Annotated in this window: 15 protein-coding genes; 1 reads left to right on the plus strand and 14 read right to left on the minus strand. The window is 59.5% G+C overall.

What is annotated here, in order from left to right; all coding sequences use genetic code 11:
* Positions 1 to 3 precede the first annotated feature (3 nt).
* The 10 genes from ACIROY_RS11150 to argH all read right to left on the minus strand — a co-directional run bounded on the left by ACIROY_RS11150 (position 4) and on the right by argH (position 10,031).
* On the minus strand, positions 4 to 633 hold the full coding sequence (locus ACIROY_RS11150; protein ID WP_402273201.1) for a hypothetical protein: 630 nt from the start codon (positions 631 to 633) through the stop codon (positions 4 to 6).
* On the minus strand, positions 572 to 1,165 hold the full coding sequence (locus tag ACIROY_RS11155) for a PAAR domain-containing protein (RefSeq protein WP_402273199.1): 594 nt from the start codon (positions 1,163 to 1,165) through the stop codon (positions 572 to 574). Before ACIROY_RS11155 ends, ACIROY_RS11150 begins: the two co-directional genes overlap by 62 nt.
* The gene (locus tag ACIROY_RS11160; RefSeq protein WP_402273197.1) at positions 1,162 to 1,593 is read right to left on the minus strand and encodes a PAAR domain-containing protein; all 432 of its coding nucleotides are present in this window, start codon (positions 1,591 to 1,593) and stop codon (positions 1,162 to 1,164) included. Before ACIROY_RS11160 ends, ACIROY_RS11155 begins: the two co-directional genes overlap by 4 nt.
* Before the next feature lie 363 nt (positions 1,594 to 1,956).
* On the minus strand, positions 1,957 to 3,453 hold the full coding sequence (locus ACIROY_RS11165) for a cryptochrome/photolyase family protein (RefSeq protein ID WP_402341597.1): 1,497 nt from the start codon (positions 3,451 to 3,453) through the stop codon (positions 1,957 to 1,959).
* A gap of 130 nt (positions 3,454 to 3,583) precedes the next feature.
* Positions 3,584 to 4,318 (minus strand): ABC transporter ATP-binding protein, encoded by a 735-nt coding sequence (locus ACIROY_RS11170; RefSeq protein WP_402341599.1) that lies wholly within the window; start codon positions 4,316 to 4,318, stop codon positions 3,584 to 3,586.
* Positions 4,315 to 5,076: an ABC transporter ATP-binding protein gene (locus tag ACIROY_RS11175; protein ID WP_402341601.1), complete on the minus strand. Its 762-nt coding sequence runs from the start codon at positions 5,074 to 5,076 to the stop codon at positions 4,315 to 4,317. The genes ACIROY_RS11170 and ACIROY_RS11175 overlap by 4 nt, the downstream gene beginning before the upstream one ends.
* Complete coding sequence (locus tag ACIROY_RS11180) at positions 5,076 to 5,966, minus strand: branched-chain amino acid ABC transporter permease (protein ID WP_402273188.1); 891 nt, start codon at positions 5,964 to 5,966, stop codon at positions 5,076 to 5,078. The genes ACIROY_RS11175 and ACIROY_RS11180 overlap by 1 nt, the downstream gene beginning before the upstream one ends.
* A gap of 4 nt (positions 5,967 to 5,970) precedes the next feature.
* A complete protein-coding gene (locus ACIROY_RS11185) occupies positions 5,971 to 6,852 on the minus strand; it encodes a branched-chain amino acid ABC transporter permease (RefSeq protein WP_116433576.1) in 882 nt (293 codons plus the stop codon).
* Positions 6,853 to 7,090: 238 nt separating this feature from the next.
* Positions 7,091 to 8,257: an ABC transporter substrate-binding protein gene (locus ACIROY_RS11190; protein ID WP_402273185.1), complete on the minus strand. Its 1,167-nt coding sequence runs from the start codon at positions 8,255 to 8,257 to the stop codon at positions 7,091 to 7,093.
* Positions 8,258 to 8,639: 382 nt separating this feature from the next.
* Positions 8,640 to 10,031 carry an argininosuccinate lyase gene (gene argH / locus ACIROY_RS11195; protein WP_402273183.1) on the minus strand — a complete coding sequence of 464 codons (1,392 nt, stop codon included), beginning with the start codon at positions 10,029 to 10,031 and terminating at the stop codon, positions 8,640 to 8,642.
* 237 nt (positions 10,032 to 10,268) lie between these two features.
* Between argH and ACIROY_RS11200 the strand changes: the two genes are divergently transcribed.
* Positions 10,269 to 11,096, plus strand: a complete 828-nt coding sequence (locus tag ACIROY_RS11200) for an HDOD domain-containing protein (RefSeq protein WP_402273181.1) — start codon at positions 10,269 to 10,271, stop codon at positions 11,094 to 11,096.
* 101 nt (positions 11,097 to 11,197) lie between these two features.
* Here ACIROY_RS11200 and ACIROY_RS11205 read toward each other — a convergent pair whose 3' ends face one another.
* The 4 genes from ACIROY_RS11205 to ppc form a co-directional block, all read right to left on the minus strand.
* On the minus strand, positions 11,198 to 11,668 hold the full coding sequence (locus tag ACIROY_RS11205; protein WP_402341603.1) for a GNAT family N-acetyltransferase: 471 nt from the start codon (positions 11,666 to 11,668) through the stop codon (positions 11,198 to 11,200).
* Between the two features lie 142 nt (positions 11,669 to 11,810).
* Positions 11,811 to 12,734: a dienelactone hydrolase family protein gene (locus ACIROY_RS11210; protein WP_402273177.1), complete on the minus strand. Its 924-nt coding sequence runs from the start codon at positions 12,732 to 12,734 to the stop codon at positions 11,811 to 11,813.
* A gap of 48 nt (positions 12,735 to 12,782) precedes the next feature.
* Complete coding sequence (locus tag ACIROY_RS11215; RefSeq protein ID WP_402273175.1) at positions 12,783 to 13,715, minus strand: DMT family transporter; 933 nt, start codon at positions 13,713 to 13,715, stop codon at positions 12,783 to 12,785.
* A 140-nt stretch (positions 13,716 to 13,855) separates the two neighbouring features.
* Entirely contained in the window at positions 13,856 to 16,780 is a 2,925-nt protein-coding gene (gene ppc, locus ACIROY_RS11220) for a phosphoenolpyruvate carboxylase (protein ID WP_402273173.1), read from the minus strand.
* Positions 16,781 to 16,909: the final 129 nt, after the last annotated feature.

Here is a 16,909-nt window from a genome sequence, read left to right on the forward strand (position 1 = left end):
TTTTCATTGTCCATTCGTAGACCAATGTGGCTTGTCAACAGCCCCCATGTAAAATTTTATTACACCATACTCTTTCCCAATTTCATGCAAATCTGCGTTCATTCCATCCCTAGGTAGAGTTGTAATTTTTTTTGTAGTGCCATCTTCTTTCTTTATCTCTAAATCCTTGTTCCATGAGATGTTCATGTCAATGGCCTCTTTCCTAGTATGCATTCCCTCTAATGCTGGCGCGATTCTTAACGTTTTTATTCCATAAGCACCCATCATTTGCTCTGCCGCAGCAATTGACGCCTCATCATCGCCATGATCCCATTCAATAGAAACTCCGGCCATTTCAGGGATTCTTTGAGGAGCATGTTTTTTATTGGCAATCAACCAACACCAGTGCATTAGATATGCGCGCTCTTTTGGCCGAAAAGTCGCATTGATACTTACAAGTCCGCCAGCAGCTTCAATTGCTGACTTGAAGGCAATCACATTATTTTTAAACGAATCTACTAGATCGTTTGTACTACGGCTTCCAGGAAAACGACTCACCCACTGCGCACCGCTCAATTCCCTTTCAGGAATTCTAACAATGACAGGCGTCGTGTCCGAGACAGGGGTCAATCTGTGTTGTGCTGCTGTTGCCATAATAAGGAGCCTCTATTTTTGCGATAAGTTCAACATCATTGCTGACCAGCTGGGTAAAGCCGCTGGCATCGGTTGTGCCGACGATTTCTTGACCGTCTTCCAGGCTGATTTTGTAGGGAATATTCGCAATCGGTTTATCCGTCTTATCCCCGCGAATCTGGAAATGTAGGTCAAATCTCTCTCCAATATTTGCTGGCGTTGCAGCGTTTTGAATTGTGCCGAAGCCTTGGACAGCCATTTCTTCTGCCGTCATCATCTGCCAATCATTGTCCTGATAGGCAATCAGTTTTGGCGCTGGCCTACAACCACAGACACATATATCGTCATTGAGGGCTGGACGTTTTCCCATCCAGTTGTCATTCAGACGCGCGCCTTGTCCAACGACCGTGCCGATCTTCTTGCACGCTGGGCAGTAGACCTTATCGTTAAGCATGATGTACTTGCGACCATGCCAGGTAGAGTGGTCTTGCGACGCTATCGGCGTCCCACCGGATGAGGTCTTGTCACCTTCGAAAATGTAGAAGCGCTTCATGTCAGGGAGGCTTTCAAGGGAGGCGGTACGTATCCCTCTTCGAGGAAACCAGGGATGGGTGGCATGCCTGCGCGAATAACGATGCCGTAACCTTTCTGGTCACTGGTTTCGATTACGTCGCCATTGCTGACATGGCTACCCTCAACGGCAAGGCACTTTCCGTCATATATCGATGCAGCGCCCGCACCTGAGGTGATGGTGGCAATTTCCCCATTCGGATAGCGCACTTCATCGCCAACCAATGCCACCGAAATGCCATTAATGGTTCGGCCTGAGGTAGCTGTATGAACTACGCCGCCATTCTTGGTTTTTGAACCTAAAGTGATGAAATCATGCTTACGAATGATGGGTAACGCTTTTATTCGCTGATTTTCTTCAATCCACCAAATCGCGTTCAGATCAGTTACTTCGATTCCGTCGTGCAGCATGCGCGCCCCTCAGCTTCCAGTTGTCGAATTGATATGTTAATCACATAAAAATTCCCGGCAAACCCTAATGCCGATCGCTTAAAACAAAAAAGCGCCGCTGCGAAGTTATTCGCGGCGGCGCCCCTTATTTTTACGACTCTTTTCGCTTCAAAAATCGAAGGTGATTGAGCTCAACTGATCGGCATTGCAGCTTCGACTGCTCTTTTCTTTGTGGTTGTTTCGACAGATGGCCGTACCGGTTGCTGTTTCGATTTTTCTTTCATCGCACAACCAAGCGAGGCAACCCCGGCAAAGGGTTTATCAAAGAAATAACCGAATTAATTACGGATGAAAACGAAGTTGGAGCAAAACACGAGAAAAAAATCAGTCCTCTTCCCCCAAATCCTTCTTCACCACCGCATACCGCAATAACGTCCTCTTCCTCGCCTCAGCGTGATCCACCATGGGCTCAGGAAAATCCTTCCCCAACGTCACCCCCGCAGACTTCAACAAATCCGCCGGACACAGCCACGGCGCATGAATATGCTTGTCCGGTAAACCGGCCAGCTGCGGCAAATAGCGCCGGATGAACTTGCCCTCAGCATCAAACTTCTCCGACTGCGTAATCGGATTGAAAATACGGAAATAAGGTTGCGCATCACAGCCCGAAGACGACGCCCACTGCCACCCTCCATTGTTGGCCGACAGATCGAAATCATTGAGCAGATCGGCGAAATACTTCTCCCCCCAGCGCCAGTCGATCCCCAGGTCCTTGGTCAGGAAACTCGCCGTCACCATGCGCAGGCGATTGTGCATGTAGCCGGTCTGGTTCAGCTGCAGCATGGCGGCGTCGACCAGCGGATAGCCGGTGTGGCCCTCGCACCACTTTGCAAACATGTCGCGCGCATGCTTGCCGCCTTCCCACTGGATGGCGTCGTAGTCGGCCTTGAAGGAACGTTCCACGACGCGCGGATGGTGGAACAGGATCATGAAATAGAAGTCGCGCCAGACCAGCTCCGACAGCCACACCGGCGCACCGCGACGCCCCTCGCCGATGCGCATGGCGTCGACTGCGGCGCGCGCCAGCGTGCGAATAGATATGGTGCCGAAGCGCAGGTGCACCGACAGGTAGGACGGTCCCTTGACGGCAGGGAAGTCGCGCGTGTCGCCGTACTTGCCCAGGCGCGGCAGGAAGTCTTCCAGCAATTGCTCGGCGCCGGACATGCCGGTCGGGATGCGCAAGTCCTTCAGGTTGCTGGGTGCAAAGCCGAGTTGCTCCAGCGTTGGCAGCGCCTTGTGATGCTTCTTCGACGGCGGCGCCAGTTGCGCGAAGTAGGCGTCTACCGGGTAAGGCTTGAGATAGAAGTCGCCGCCGGGGCTGGACAGCTTGTTCATCCAGGCATTTTTGTAGGGCGTGAAGACGGAGAAGGGGCGGCCGGCCAGCGACAGCACTTCGTCTTTTTCAAAGATGACCTGGTCCTTGTAAGTCAGCAGCTGGCGGCCGTCTTTCTCGAGCTGCTTCCTGACGGCGGCATCGCGTTTGATCGCCTGCGGTTCGTAGTCGTGATTGGTGAAGACGGCGTCGACGCCAAGCTCCGCCGCCAGCGCCGGGATGTCCTGCTGCGCCGAGGCGTGGCGTACGATCAGTGCGCCGCCGGCCTCGCGCAGGGCGGAATCCAGCTCGGCGATGGATGCCATGATGAAGTCGATACGACGGTCGGCTTGCAGGCCGTCGGCCAGCAGCGCGTCGAGGATGTCGCGGTCGTAGACGAACACGCAATGCACTTGTTTGCTTTGCTTGAGCGCGTAGTACAGCGCTGCGTGATCGCTGATGCGCAGGTCGCGGCGGAACCAGACGAGGGAAGAGTCGAAAGTCGGCATGGAGGGACTAAGTTGATTTGTGAAGGCAATGAATGGAGGCAATAACGCACGATGGTAAAGCATCCTGCCGGCACAAACAAAAACAGCGACCGTCAGGCCGCTGTTCTTGAGGAGGACAAACGCGAAGCGATCAGCCGCCCAGATAGGCTTCGACCACTTTCGGGTTGTGCAGCAGGTTGGCGCCGGTGTCTTCCAGCACGATCTTGCCGGTTTCGAGCACGTAGCCGCGTTGCGCGATGCGCAGCGCCTGGCGCACGTTCTGTTCGACCAGCAGGACCGTCATGCCGGTCTTGTTGATCTCTTTCACGATGCGGAAGATTTCCTGGATGATCAGCGGCGCCAGGCCCATCGACGGTTCGTCCAGCAGCAGCACCTTGGGTTTGGCCATCAGCGCACGGCCGATGGCAAGCATCTGCTGTTCGCCGCCGGAGAGGTTGCCGGCCAGGCCCTTGGCGCGTTGCTTCAGGACCGGGAACAGCGAATAGACCCACTCCAGGTCGCCGGCCACTGCAGCCTTGTCCTTGCGCGTGTAGGCGCCCAGCGAGAGGTTTTCTTCGATGGTCAGGGTGGTCAGGGTGGCGCGGCCTTCAGCGACTTGCACCACGCCGCTGCCGACGATGCGGTGGGGCGATTGTTGCGTGATGTCTTCGCCGTTGAAGATCACCTTGCCGCGCGCCGCCTTGACGAGGCCGGAGATGGCCAGCAGGGAGGTGCTCTTGCCGGCGCCGTTGGCGCCGACCAGCGCGGTGATCTCGCCTTCGTTCAGGGTCAGGCTGATGCCTTTGACGGCTTCGATGTGGCCGTAGGAAACCGCCAGGTCCTGGACTTGCAGAATAACGTTGGGGGCAGTCTGGGTCTGGCTCATTTTTCTTCCTTGCCGAGGTAGGCCTCGATCACTTCCTGATTGTTCTTGATCTCATCCGGTGTGCCTTCGGCGATGATCTTGCCGAAGTTGAGCACGGCGACGCGGTCGCACAGGCCCATCACGAAACGCATGTCGTGCTCGATCATGAAGATCGAGAAACCGCGTTGCTTGATGTTGATGATTTCAGCCATGAGCTCGGTCTTTTCGGCCGGGTTCATGCCGGCCACCGGTTCGTCCAGCAGCAGCAGTTTGGGCTTGGTCGCCAGCGCACGGGCGAATTCCAGCTTGCGCTGTTCGCCATAGGAGAGGCTGTCGGCCAGCATCTCGGCCTTGTGATCCAGGCGTACCCAGGACAGCAGCTCGAGCGCGCGTTCGCGGGCTTCCTTCTCGATCTTGCGGAACGAGCCGAGGTTCAGCAGCAGGCCGCCGAAACCGTAGTCGAGGTGGTCATGCATGCCGACCACGACGTTCTCAAGCAGCGTCATTTCCTTGAACACGCGAATGTTCTGGAAGGTGCGCGCGATGCCGCGTTCGGTGATCTTGTGCGGAGCGACGTTGCCGATGTCCTGGCCGTTGAACACGATGTTGCCGGAAGAGGCACGCAGCAGGCCGGTGATCAGGTTGAATACGGTGGTCTTGCCGGCGCCGTTGGGGCCGATCAGACCGAAAATGCCGCCTTCGGGCACGTGGAACTGGACGCCTTGCAGGACCTGCAAACCGCCGAAGTTTTTACTGATCTGGTTGAATTGTAAAAGCATCAGTTCACCTTCTTGCTTGCAGAGTTGTTGCTGTTACGGCGTTGCATGAACGCGCGAATGCGACGCGGATCCCAGATGCCCTTCGGCAGATACAGCACGACCAGGATCAGGATCAGGCCGTTGGCGGCCAGGCGGAAGTCCTTGAAATGGCGTAGCACTTCCGGCAGCAGCGAGAGAATGGTCGAGCCGATCATCGGGCCGATCAGGTTGCTGGTGCCGCCGAACACGGCCATGGTCAGGATATCCACGGCGTTTTCGAAACCGTAGTTGTTGGGGCCGATCGTGAAGGTGTAGTGCGCATTGAGCGCGCCGGCAACACCGGCAATCGCTGCGCCGATGACGAAGGCCAGCAGCTTGTAGCCGGCTACGTTGACGCCCATCAGGCGGGCGGCGACTTCGTCTTCCTTGATCGCTTCAAACGCACGACCGATCTTGGAGCGGCGTACGCGGGCGAGGAAGTACACGGTAATGCCCAGCAGCAGCACGATGTGCCACCACTCGGTGACCGGCGGAACGCCGTTCAGGCCCATCGGGCCGCCGGTGATTTCCATGTTCAGCACCACCACGCGCACCACTTCGCCGAAGCCCAGGGTGGCCATCGCGAGGTAGACGCCGGACAGGCGCAGCGTCGGAATACCGATCACCAGCGCCACCAGCGCCGGCAGGATGCCGCCGGCCGCAAGCGCGACCGGGAAGGGCAGACCCGCCTGCATGGTAATCAGGGACGCGACGTAAGCGCCGATCCCCATGAACGCTGCGTTGGCCAGCGACAGCAGGCCGCACGACAGCGTGACGTAGATTGACAGGGCCAGCATGGCGTTGACGCCGACGCTGAAGATGACGGTGTTGTACGTCGCCCAGAATCCATCCCACCATTCCATCATAGTCATGGGATTAAGCCTTTCTTTCCAGCACTTTGCCGAACATGCCTGAAGGCTTGACCAACAAAATCAAAAACAGCAGACCGAACGCCACCGCATCGCGGAAGTCGCTCGAGATGTATGCCACCGTGAGCACCTCGGCAAAGCCGAGGAACAGGCCGCCGATCATGGCGCCGCGAATGTCGCCCATGCCGCCCAGGATGATGACGGCGATGCCCTTGTGCAGCATCGGCTGACCCATGAACGGCGAGATGGCGTTGAACGACAGGCCGACCAGCACGCCTGCTGCGCCGCCGAGGGCTGCCGCTGCGAACGAGGTCAGGTAGAACAGGCCTTCGACGTTGATGCCCAGCAGGTAAGCCGCTTTCGGCGACTCGGCAATGGCGCGCAGTGCGCGGCCCAGTTGCGTGCGGCGCATCACGGCCAGCAGCACGATCATCAGCACGAAGGCGATGACGACGATGCCGACCTGCACGGCGGTGACGTGCAGGTTGCCGATGGTGACGCTGTCTTCCGGAATGGTGCCGATCGGGAAGCGCTTGTTCTCGGCGCCGAACAGGCCTTGCGCGAGATTGGTCAGCATGATCGCCACGCCGATGGTGGCGATCATGGGAATCAGGTGGGGAGCATTGCGCTTGCGCAGCGGCTTGAGCACCAGGATGTCGACGATCAGGCCGATCAGTCCGGTGGCGACCATCGCAGCGAGCATGGCCAGCCACAGCGGCAGCGCCATTTTTTCGACCAGCAGCAGGGCGGCATAGCTGCCCAACATGAAGATCGCGCCATGCGACAGATTGATGACGCCGAGCACGCCGAACACCAGCGTGAAGCCCAGCGCAAAGAGCGCGTAGACGCTGCCCAGTGAAAGGGCGTTGATAAGTTGTTGTTCTAACATAGAGCCTGCGAATAGATTGATGAGGTACGCCTGTCTCATCCGTCAGTTGCACATCCGGGCAAACTGGCAGGCTGGCGATGTATCCCTCGTTACATCAGAAAAGCGGCTTTTGGCTAGCCTGTTCTTTTTCGCGATTGGTGAAGCTTGGTGAAGCTTGTGAAGCAGGGCAAGCGATGTAACAAAAAGACTCCGGTAAAAAATACCGGAGTCTTTGTGCGCGTCGCAGTTCGACCGAAGATTACTTCAGCAGTGTGAACTTGCCGCCCTTGGCGATGCTGACGACGGCTTCTTGCTGAGCATCGAAACCGACTTGCTTGCCGGCGACGGCAGGCGCAGCGCGGAAGGCGAACTTGCCGGTCGCGCCGTCGATCTTGACGGCGGGCAGGGCAACACGCAGAGCGTCGCGGTCCTTGTCCAGGGCGCCCGACAGCTTGACGTTCTTGAGCGCTTCGACCACAACATACAGCGCGTCGTAGGCTTGTGCGGAGAACTGGTCAGGATCGGAACCGAACTTGGCCTTGTACGCGGCGATGAACGCCTTGTTGGCCGGGGTCAGGTTTTCCGACGACCATGGGCTGCCCATCAGCGTGTTGTCGCCGGCGTCCTTGGCGATTTCAAACAGCTTCGGCGAGTTCAGGCCGTTGCCGCCGATGAACGGCTGTTTCATGCCCAGGGTGCGGGTTTGCAGAATGATGTTGGCAGCTTCTTCAGCCAGGCAGGAGCAGACGATGGCGTCGGGATTGCCGGCCTTGATCTTGGTCAGTTGCGCCTTGAAGTCGACGTCGCCCTTGGCATACGCTTCAGTCGTGGTGACTGGGATCTTTTGCTGTTCCAGCGTGGCCTTGAAGACGTCGTAACCGGATTTGGTGAACGCATCGTCGTTACCGTAGATCACGGCGACCTTCTTGATGCCGAAATGCTTGACGGCAGCCTTGACTGTCACTGGCAGCACGTCGGCTTCCATGACGGAGTTGCGGAAGGTGAACGGGCCCATGGCAGTGATGCCGTCGGCGGTATTGCTGGTGCCGAAAGCGACGACCTTGGCGGCGTTGGCGATCGGGTCAGCAGCGAATGCCGAGTTGGACAGGGTCGGGCCGAAGACCATCAGGACCTTGTCCTGGAAAATCAGTTTCTTGAAGACGTTGATGGCTTCTTCTTTCTTGCCTTGTTCGTCTTCTGCAATCAGAACCAGTTTATTGCCGTTGACACCGCCCTTGGCGTTGACTTCGTCAGCGGCCAGCGTGAAGCCGTTCTTGATGGCGACGCCGTATTTGGCGGCAGGGCCGGTCAGCGCAGCGGCGAGGCCGAGCTTGACGTCGGCGGCCAGCGCGGCATTTGCCATGGTCACGCCGATCATCAGCGCAGGCAAGGTCTTTAAAGCAGTTTTAAGCATGTTGAATCGCATCGAGTTCTCTCCTTAGTTAGATATTCTTATAGAGGATGACGCGAAATATTAGCCGGGGGTAACCGACGCAGGAATCTTTGGTGGGACTCCCTATTTTGCTCCATCCTCTTTAGGCCGTCGTGCAGCCTTTGGGATACAACCGGTCAAGAATACCGTAAACCGGTTTAAACACACTGCTGCACTGCAACCTGGTAAGTTGTCGCGCAACCGTCTGTTGGCTCCGCCTAAGCGGAGGTGCTGCTGATGACAGATGTGATGCTGGCCTGTCCGGAGACGGGCCGGTCCTGCTGATTACCTCGCACTGCTACTTTTGGTACAGACTCAGTACAACGGGATCCGGGTCGCGTTGGCGGTTCGGATGCCGCTGGTATTTCTTTATTCGTTACAGCGACTTGCGCAATTCTGCAATCGCCAGGCGCACCTGGTTAGGCGCCGTGCCGCCGATGTGGTCGCGTGCGGCCACCGAGCCTTCGAGCGTCAGAACGCCGAAGATGTCGTTGTCGATCAATGGCGAATACACGCGCAACTCGTCCAGCGTCAGGTCCGACAGATCGCAGTTGCGGTCGACGCAGGTACGCACCGCGTGAGCGACGGCTTCGTGGGCGTCGCGGAACGGCAGGCCCTTCTTGACCAGATAGTCGGCCAGGTCGGTGGCGGTGGCGTAACCCTGCAAGGCAGCGGCGCGCATGGCGTCAGGCTTGACGGTGATGCCGCTCGCCATGTCGGCGAAAATGCGCAGCGTGTCGGTCAGCGTGTCGACGGTATCGAACAGGGGCTCCTTGTCTTCCTGGTTGTCCTTGTTGTAGGCCAGCGGCTGGCCTTTCATCAGGGTCAGCAGCGCGATCAGGTGGCCGTTGACGCGACCGGTCTTGCCGCGCGCCAGTTCAGGCACATCGGGATTTTTCTTTTGCGGCATGATCGACGAACCGGTGCAGAAGCGGTCGGCGATGTCGATGAAGCCGACGCGCGGGCTCATCCAGATCACCAGTTCTTCCGACATGCGCGAGATGTGGGTCATGACCAGCGCAGCGGCGGCACAGAATTCAATCGCGAAGTCGCGGTCGGAAACGGCGTCCAGCGAGTTGCGGCAGACATCGTCGAAGCCCAGCGTCTTGGCTACGCGCAGGCGGTCGATCGGGAAAGTGGTGCCGGCCAGCGCAGCGGCGCCCAGCGGCAGGCGGTTGACGCGCTTGCGGGCATCAGCCATGCGCTCGGCGTCGCGGCCGAACATTTCAACGTAAGCCAGCACGTGGTGGCCGAAGGTGATCGGTTGCGCCACTTGCATGTGGGTGAAGCCCGGCAGGATGGTGTCGGCATGCTGTTCGGCCAGATCCACCAGGGCCGAGCGCAGGTCGCGCAGCAGGCCGCTGATGTCGTCGATGGCGGCGCGCATGTACAGACGGATGTCGGTGGCGACCTGGTCGTTGCGCGAGCGGCCGGTATGCAGGCGCTTGCCGGCGTCGCCGACCAGCTCGGTCAGGCGCTTTTCGATATTCAGGTGGACGTCTTCGAGGTCGAGCAGCCATTCGAACTGGCCGCCGTCGATTTCACCCTTGATCTGCGCCATGCCGCGCTGGATGTCGGCGTAGTCTTGCGCGCTGATAATCTGCTGGTGCGCCAGCATTTCAGCGTGGGCAAGCGAGCCCTGGATGTCGAATTGCGCCAGGCGATTGTCGAAAAAGACAGAAGCGGTGTAACGTTTCACCAGATCGGAAACGGGTTCGGAAAAGCGAGCCGACCAGGCTTCGCCTTTTTTCGATAATTGTGCAGTCATAGTGGGGATCCCAGAGAATGCGCGATTATAGCAAGTCGATGACATTTGAGCCACGCCGCACCTGTTTGCAGGCGGAGTCAATAGGGAATTTTCTGCGTGGTATGGATGCCGATTGCGACGATTCATGGCACAAAAACCATTGCACTCTTGGCAAATCTTTAAGATACTCAAAAGGCTGTTTTGTAAATCCAAACTATTCGAATTTGCTGTATTTGGACTCGTCCGGGGAGAGGTCTCATGAATTTTGAAGCACTGTTTCAGCAGCAAGCCGCATTGCCCAGCATTCCCAAAGTAGTGCAGGAAGTCATCGAGAGCTTCAATAACGACAATGTCTCGATTGAGGACATCGCCAAGAAGCTGAGCGCCGACCAGGTCTTGAGCGCCAAGCTGCTGCGCCTGGCGAATTCGTCCTACTACCACGTCTCGCGCAGCATCGGCACCGTCGACGACGCCGTGCTGATGCTGGGCTTCATGACCGTGCGCACACTGGTGGTCAGCACCGGCCTCACCGGCAGCTTCAAGTCCATGTCCGGCGTGGACCTCAAGTTGTTCTGGCGCTACAGTTTGCATACCGCGATCGTCGCCAAATGGCTGGCGAAGAAGCAGGGCCTCAATTCCGACCTGGCGTTTACCGTCGGCCTGATGCACGCCATCGGCCAGCTCGTCATGCATGCGGCCATGCCTGAACAGACCCGTCAGATCGACAAGATCGCCAGCACGATCGACGCGCGCCGCCTGGACGTCGAGCATACGTCGTTCGGCTATGACTTCTCCGACGTCGGTGCGGAGCTGGCCAAGCGCTGGCGCTTCCCGGAGGAGTTCTCGGAAGCCATTGCTGCGTTCCCGAGCCCGCTGGAAGCCGAGCCGTTCAATAAAATCGCCGCCGTGATCCATATCGCCGCCTGGCGTGCGCGTGCGGAAGAGAATGGCTATTCCCGTGAGGAAATGGAATCGACCTTCCCGGACGACGTTGCCGCCAAGCTGGGCGTGAAGCCGGGCGTGCTGCTCGACGATCTGCCGCCGCTGGCCGAGTTGGGTGCAGGGATGGAAGAACTGATTTCCTGAAAATTTCCTGACGAAATGAGTTCAAGGAATTACGGCCGACATTGTCGGCCGTAATTTTTTGTGCGTGGTCCTGCAATCCGGCAATTTGTGTAGCGCCGGTCCTACAATTCCCTGACCATCGTGATTTCACTGGCGACGAACCCCGCCTTGCGGTAGAGCGCCTGCGCCGCGGTGTTGTGGGCGAATACGTTCAGGTTCAGGCTGTCGAGACCGCGCAGCCGCGCTTCTTCCGCCAGCAGCGCCAGCGCCGCCGCCGCAAAACCGCGTCGTCGCCAGGCCGGCGCTATCCAGAGATCGTACAGAAAGGCCGACGTGGCATCGTCGTTGCTGACCTCGCCGAACCACATCATTCCCACGGTGGCGCCGTTTTCCTGCTCCTGCAACAGCATCAGGTAATGCCCCGGCGTCGCCGGACCCTGCGGCAGCAGCGCGTCGAGGCCGGCGAGCGTCCCGGCCTGGCTGGCGGCCAGGGAGGGCAGGCCGGTCAGGCGGCACTGCTCCACATAATCGGCGGCCGAGCTTGCGCGGAAGCGTTCGAAGTCGGCGGTGCTCATGGGCGTCATTTTCAGCATGTGTTTTCCTTGTCAGCGATGCTTGTTGCTTGTTTAACAGCACCGCAGCGGCGAAGTTCCCTGCCGGGATGCACTTCGGACGCGCCCAATAAAAAAGCGGACGGGCCAGCGCCTCGTCCGCTTCATGATCAGCCTGCCGTCGTCAGTCCAGCTTTTCTTTCAGGAATTTCAGCATCTCGCGATAGGCCTCGGTGCGCGCATCGGCGTTGCCGCCGCTGGTGACGCCTACGCCGGGCTTGCCTACGCCCGGAATGTCCATGCGCACATGTATCGGCATGCCCGGCGCGTCGAAGTCATGATAGGTGTCGGGATAGAGGCGCAGCGTGATCGGCGTGTCGCTGTCCTGCATTTTCTTTTCGAGCGATTCGCAGGCTTCCGGCGGCGTCCAGTCGTCGTTTTCACCCATCAGGATCAGCATCGGGGCAGCCGGCTTGTAAGGCGTGCGGTTCCTGGAAAAGGCCGTGCAGGTCGGATAGAACGCCACCGCTGCTTTGGGCTGCACCTTGCGTACGGCGACGTCGGTCTGCGCCAGGTTCAGCGCCGACAGAATGGTGGTGGCGCCGTGCGACCAGCCGACCATGCCGATACGGGAATAGTCGACGTCGTCCTGCGTGGCCAGCCAGCGCAAGGCGACTTGCACATCGAGGCGGCGGTTGGCGCTGCTGGCTTCGCGCTGCTGCAGGCTTTCCTGGCAGATCGAGCGGCGGCCGCGCGGCGTGAAGCTGTCGGGGAACAGCACGTTGTAGCCGGCATCGGTCAGCGCGCGCGCCATGGCGATGTGGCGCGGCGTGAATTCGATTTTTTCCTTGTTGACGCTGCTGTAGAGGCCGCCGCAACCGTGCAGGGCGATGATGGTCGGCCGCTTGTCGGATTTGCTTTTGCCTTTGAACCAAAAGCCGAACAAGGCGGTCGCCTTGCCGCCCGGCGTGTCGACGCTGGTCAGCGCGACGCGTTCGGTGCGCAACGGCGGCAATGACTTGACGGTCTCTTTCGGCGCGGCGGCGGCAACGTGTCCGCACAGCCCTGCGAGGCAGAGCGACGCGATGGTTTTACCCCAGGTACCCATGAACTTCCCCTTGTTGTATTGGCAACCCCGGCGCCGGCCTGCATGAGGTCAGCTTGCCGAGGTTTTGCCGTCAATCTTTTGTTTTGAGCCAGCGCGCGCGGGCATCAACACCAGCAGCAGCGCCATTCCGATCAGTGCGCCGCCGGCGGCATACGCCCACGATAATTGTTCCTGCAAGAACAGCCACCCCCACAAGACGCCGAACAACGGAATCAGGAAGGTAACGGTTAACGACTTAACAGGACCTATATCGGCAATTAATCGGAAAAATAAAATGTAAGCCAGCGCCGAACACACAAAACCCAAAGCCAATAAAGCAATCCACGTACCAATACCGGCATGCAGCGGGGCGGCGGGGCCGTCCTCCATGGCTGCCATGACGGCAAAGAACGGCAACAGCAGCGCGACGGCGCCCAACTGGCTGCCGCATGCCACCAGCTTGCTGTCCAGACCGCCGCGATCACTGATCCAGCGCTTGGTCAGGAAACTTGCCAAACCATAGCAACTGGTCGCCAGCAGGCAGGCCAGCGCACCTAAAACGGTCGCCGTGTCGAACTCTACCGGCCCGGTCCTTGTCAGGACTGCAACGCCGGCCAGGCCGAGGATGACGCCGCCCACTTTTCGCGACGTCAGCTTATCGCCAAAAAATAACGCCCCGATGACCACGCCCATCAAGGGAGCAGTCCCGTTGAGGATGGCGGAGTACCCGGCCGGCAATACTGTGGCGGCGAAGCTGAACAGCACGAACGGCAAGCCTGAATTGATGGCGCCCAGCAACATCGTGGCGCGTAGCTTGCCCTCAAAACGCCATTTTACGCGCAAGACCGCCAGCAACAGCAGCAAACCGGCCGCGCCGAACAGCACCCGGAAGAATGCGGTATTGAGCGCACCCATTTCCGGCACGGCGATGCGCATGAACAGGAAGCTGGCGCCCCAGATGGCGGACAGCGCTAGCAGGCGGAGCAGATCGACTGGTTTCATGACACTTCCGGCAACAATGAGGGGCGCTCATCTTGTCCAACGAATGATGCCGCCGCACTCCGAAACTTGCTATCGTGATTTTCCTGAGGGACAAATCGCTCCCTGAAGCCGGATGCGGCGTCAGGGAGCGAGGCGGGACATCAGCCCGTATTGCGCAGGCCGGCGGCGATGCCGTTGATGGTCAGGTGGATGCCGCGCTGTACGCGTTCCTCGACCTTCTTGCCCGACGCTGCCGTGGAGCGATGGCGCTTGATGAGCTCGACCTGCAAGTGATTCAGCGGATCGAGATAGGCGAAGCGGTTCTTGATCGAACGCGCCAGCAAAGGATTGCCGGCCAGGCGGTCCTTGTTGCCGGTGATCGAGCCGAGCAGTTGGCTGGTGCGCTCATGCTCGCCCACGATGCGGCCGAAGATCGCGTTGCGCAGCTTGCGGTCGGCGACCAGTCCGGCGTAGCGCGACGCCACGGCGAGGTCGGTCTTGGACAGCACCATGTCCATGTTCGACAGCAGCGCGGCGAAGAACGGCCACTCCTTGTACATCGCGCGCAGCGTGGCAAGACGCTTGGATTGCTCCTTGCTGCCGCCTTCCTGCAGCCATTCCGACACTGCGCTGCCGAAGCCGTACCAGCCCGGGAACAGCAGGCGGCACTGGCCCCACGAGAAGCCCCATGGAATCGCGCGCAGGTCTTCGATGCGGCGTGTCGACTTGCGTGAAGCCGGACGCGAACCGATGTTGAGTTCGGCGATTTCGGCGATCGGCGTGGCGGCGAAGAAGTAGTCGGTGAAGCCCGGGGTCTCGTAGACCAGGTTGCGATAGGCCTGGTAGGCGCGATCGGACAGGTCGCCCATGACGCGTTCGAACTCGGCCAGCTTGCGGGTTTCCTTGGCGTCGGTGGTTTCCGGCATCAGGCTGGCTTCCAGCGTCGCCGCGACCAGCAGTTCGAGGTTACGGCGGCCGATCTCCGGATTGGAGAACTTGGAGGCGATGATTTCACCTTGCTCGGTCAGGCGGATCTGGCCGTTGACCGTGCCCGGCGGTTGCGCCAGGATGGCCTGGTAGCTCGGTCCGCCGCCGCGACCGACAGTGCCGCCGCGGCCGTGGAACAGGCGCAGCTTGACGCCGGCGCGGTTGAACAATTCCACCAGGCGGTTTTCCGACTTGTACAGTTCCCAGTTTGAGGTCAGGAAACCGCCGTCCTTGTTGGAGTCGGAGTAGCCCAGCATCACTTCCTGCAGCTTGCCTTGCTTGGCGATCAGCGGCGCCACCAATGGGAATGACAGCCATTGCTCCATGATGTCGGCAGCACAGCGCAGGTCGGGAATGGTCTCGAACAGCGGGATCACCATCAGCTCAAGTTCGGACAGCTTCGACGGATCCTTGGCGTCGGCGTGCAGAAGGCCGGTTTCCTTTTGCAGCAACAGGACTTCCAGCAAATCGGACGCAGTTTCGGTGTGCGAGATGATGTAGTTGCGGATCGCGCGCGCGCCGTAGCGCTGGCGGATTTCACGGGCCGTGCGCAGGATGGTCAGCTCGGAATTGGTTTCGTCCGAATACGTCAGGTAGGGCGAATACAGCAGGCGCGGCTTGGCCAGTTCGGCCAGCAGCAGGGCGATTTTCTTTTCTTCGGAGAGGCCGGCATACGAAGGCTCTACTTGCGCGCTGGCGAACAGTTCGCCCAGTACGCGCTCGTGCACGTCGGAGCTTTGGCGCATGTCCAGTGTGGCGAGATGGAAGCCGAAGATTTCAATCGAACGCTTCAGCACCGCCAGGCGCGGCTTGACCAGCGCGCTGCCGTGGTTGGCATTGAGCGAGTCGACCAGCACCTGCAGTTCGGCGATGCATTCTTCCGGTCCGGCGTAATGCGCGGCGGCGCCGACTTCCTGGCGCAGGATGTTGACCACGCCGAGATGACGGGCGGTTGCCGCCAGGCGCGCGTACACGCCGATCAGTGCGCGGCGGTAAGGCTCGTCGGCGCGATGATTTGAGTTGTCCGGCGAAGCGTCGGCCAACGCCAGCAGTGCGGCGCTGGCGTCGACCATCAAGGTCGAGATCGACAGTTCGGCGCCGAGCGCGTGGACTTCGTCGAGGTAGAAGTCGAAGATCGTGCTCGACTGGCGTTGCAGCGCGCGCTGCATGGTGCCGGCGTTGACGTTGGGATTGCCGTCGCGGTCGCCGCCGATCCAGCTGCCCATCTGCACGAAGGGCGGCAGTTCCGCCGGCGTGGTGCGGGCACTGGTTTTGGCACGTAAGCGCGACGGAAACTGCGCGTTGATTTCTTCTTCGATGTCGTCGTACAGCGCCGGCAGTTCACGCAGGAAGGTGATGCGGTAATAGGACAGCGCATTTTCGATTTCGTCGGCGACTGTCAGCTTGGTATAGCGCAGCATGCGGGTCTGCCACAGCGTGGCGATGCGCGCACGCAGCAGTTCGGTGTTGTCGCGCAATTCCTTGGGCGTCAGCGGCTGGTCGCGCAGCGCCAGCAGGCGGGCGATTTCGCGCTCGGCGTCGAGGATGCTCTTGCGCTGCACTTCAGTCGGGTGGGCGGTCAGCACCGGCGAGATCAGCGATTCGGAGAGGAAATTGCGCACGGTGTTGCCCGACACGCCGGCATTGTCCAGACGCGACAGCGCATAGGCCACGCTGCTCGGTTGCGGCGCCGAGCCGGCCAGCAAGTGGGCGCGGCGGCGGCGGTTGTGGTGCTGGTCTTCAGCGATGTTGGCCAGGTGCGAGAAGTAAGAGAACGCGCGCACCACCGAATTAGTCTGGTCGCGCGTCAGCTTCTTGAGCAGCTTGTCGAGTTCGGCGCCGGCCTTGGCGTCGGATTCGCGGCGGAAGCGCACGGCGGTCTGGCGTATGGTCTCGACCACTTCGAAGACGGCGTCGCCTTCCTGGTGGCGCAGCACCTCGCCCAGCAGACGACCGAGCAGACGGATGTCTTCTTTCAGCGGAGCGTCTTTGTCGGTAGCGGTTTTGCCAGCGCGTTTTTCGGCAGGCTTTTCAGCAGGTTTATCGGAACGGACAGGGGCAGAACGAGCAGGGGTTTGGGTTTTTGGTTTAGTTGCCATGATCAACAATTGCTACGGTTTTCAGAGGAGAAAGTCGGGCGTGCTGGTCGAACTGTCAGTGATGCTGCGTGCTAGAATCTGCTCACTTGATTGCCTCACTTTTTTTATATTTTTATGCGCCGGGCATCT

Source organism: Herbaspirillum sp. NPDC101396 (assembly GCF_044767365.1).
Taxonomy (GTDB): Bacteria; Pseudomonadota; Gammaproteobacteria; order Burkholderiales; family Burkholderiaceae_D; genus Herbaspirillum.

Bases quoted from the DNA above. Each gene is read 5' to 3' on its own strand.
- ACIROY_RS11150 (WP_402273201.1), bottom strand. From the start codon at position 633: ATGGCAACAGCAGCACAACACAGATTGACCCCTGTCTCGGACACGACG.
- ACIROY_RS11185 (WP_116433576.1), bottom strand. From the start codon at position 6,852: ATGTTAGAACAACAACTTATCAACGCCCTTTCACTGGGCAGCGTCTAC.
- ACIROY_RS11160 (WP_402273197.1), bottom strand. From the start codon at position 1,593: ATGCTGCACGACGGAATCGAAGTAACTGATCTGAACGCGATTTGGTGG.
- ACIROY_RS11180 (WP_402273188.1), bottom strand. From the start codon at position 5,966: ATGACTATGATGGAATGGTGGGATGGATTCTGGGCGACGTACAACACC.
- ACIROY_RS11190 (WP_402273185.1), bottom strand. From the start codon at position 8,257: ATGCGATTCAACATGCTTAAAACTGCTTTAAAGACCTTGCCTGCGCTG.
- ACIROY_RS11165 (WP_402341597.1), bottom strand. From the start codon at position 3,453: ATGCCGACTTTCGACTCTTCCCTCGTCTGGTTCCGCCGCGACCTGCGC.
- ACIROY_RS11215 (WP_402273175.1), bottom strand. From the start codon at position 13,715: ATGAAACCAGTCGATCTGCTCCGCCTGCTAGCGCTGTCCGCCATCTGG.
- ACIROY_RS11155 (WP_402273199.1), bottom strand. From the start codon at position 1,165: ATGAAGCGCTTCTACATTTTCGAAGGTGACAAGACCTCATCCGGTGGG.
- ACIROY_RS11170 (WP_402341599.1), bottom strand. From the start codon at position 4,318: ATGAGCCAGACCCAGACTGCCCCCAACGTTATTCTGCAAGTCCAGGAC.
- ACIROY_RS11175 (WP_402341601.1), bottom strand. From the start codon at position 5,076: ATGCTTTTACAATTCAACCAGATCAGTAAAAACTTCGGCGGTTTGCAG.
- ACIROY_RS11200 (WP_402273181.1), top strand. From the start codon at position 10,269: ATGAATTTTGAAGCACTGTTTCAGCAGCAAGCCGCATTGCCCAGCATT.
- ppc (WP_402273173.1), bottom strand. From the start codon at position 16,780: ATGGCAACTAAACCAAAAACCCAAACCCCTGCTCGTTCTGCCCCTGTC.
- argH (WP_402273183.1), bottom strand. From the start codon at position 10,031: ATGACTGCACAATTATCGAAAAAAGGCGAAGCCTGGTCGGCTCGCTTT.
- ACIROY_RS11205 (WP_402341603.1), bottom strand. From the start codon at position 11,668: ATGCTGAAAATGACGCCCATGAGCACCGCCGACTTCGAACGCTTCCGC.
- ACIROY_RS11210 (WP_402273177.1), bottom strand. From the start codon at position 12,734: ATGGGTACCTGGGGTAAAACCATCGCGTCGCTCTGCCTCGCAGGGCTG.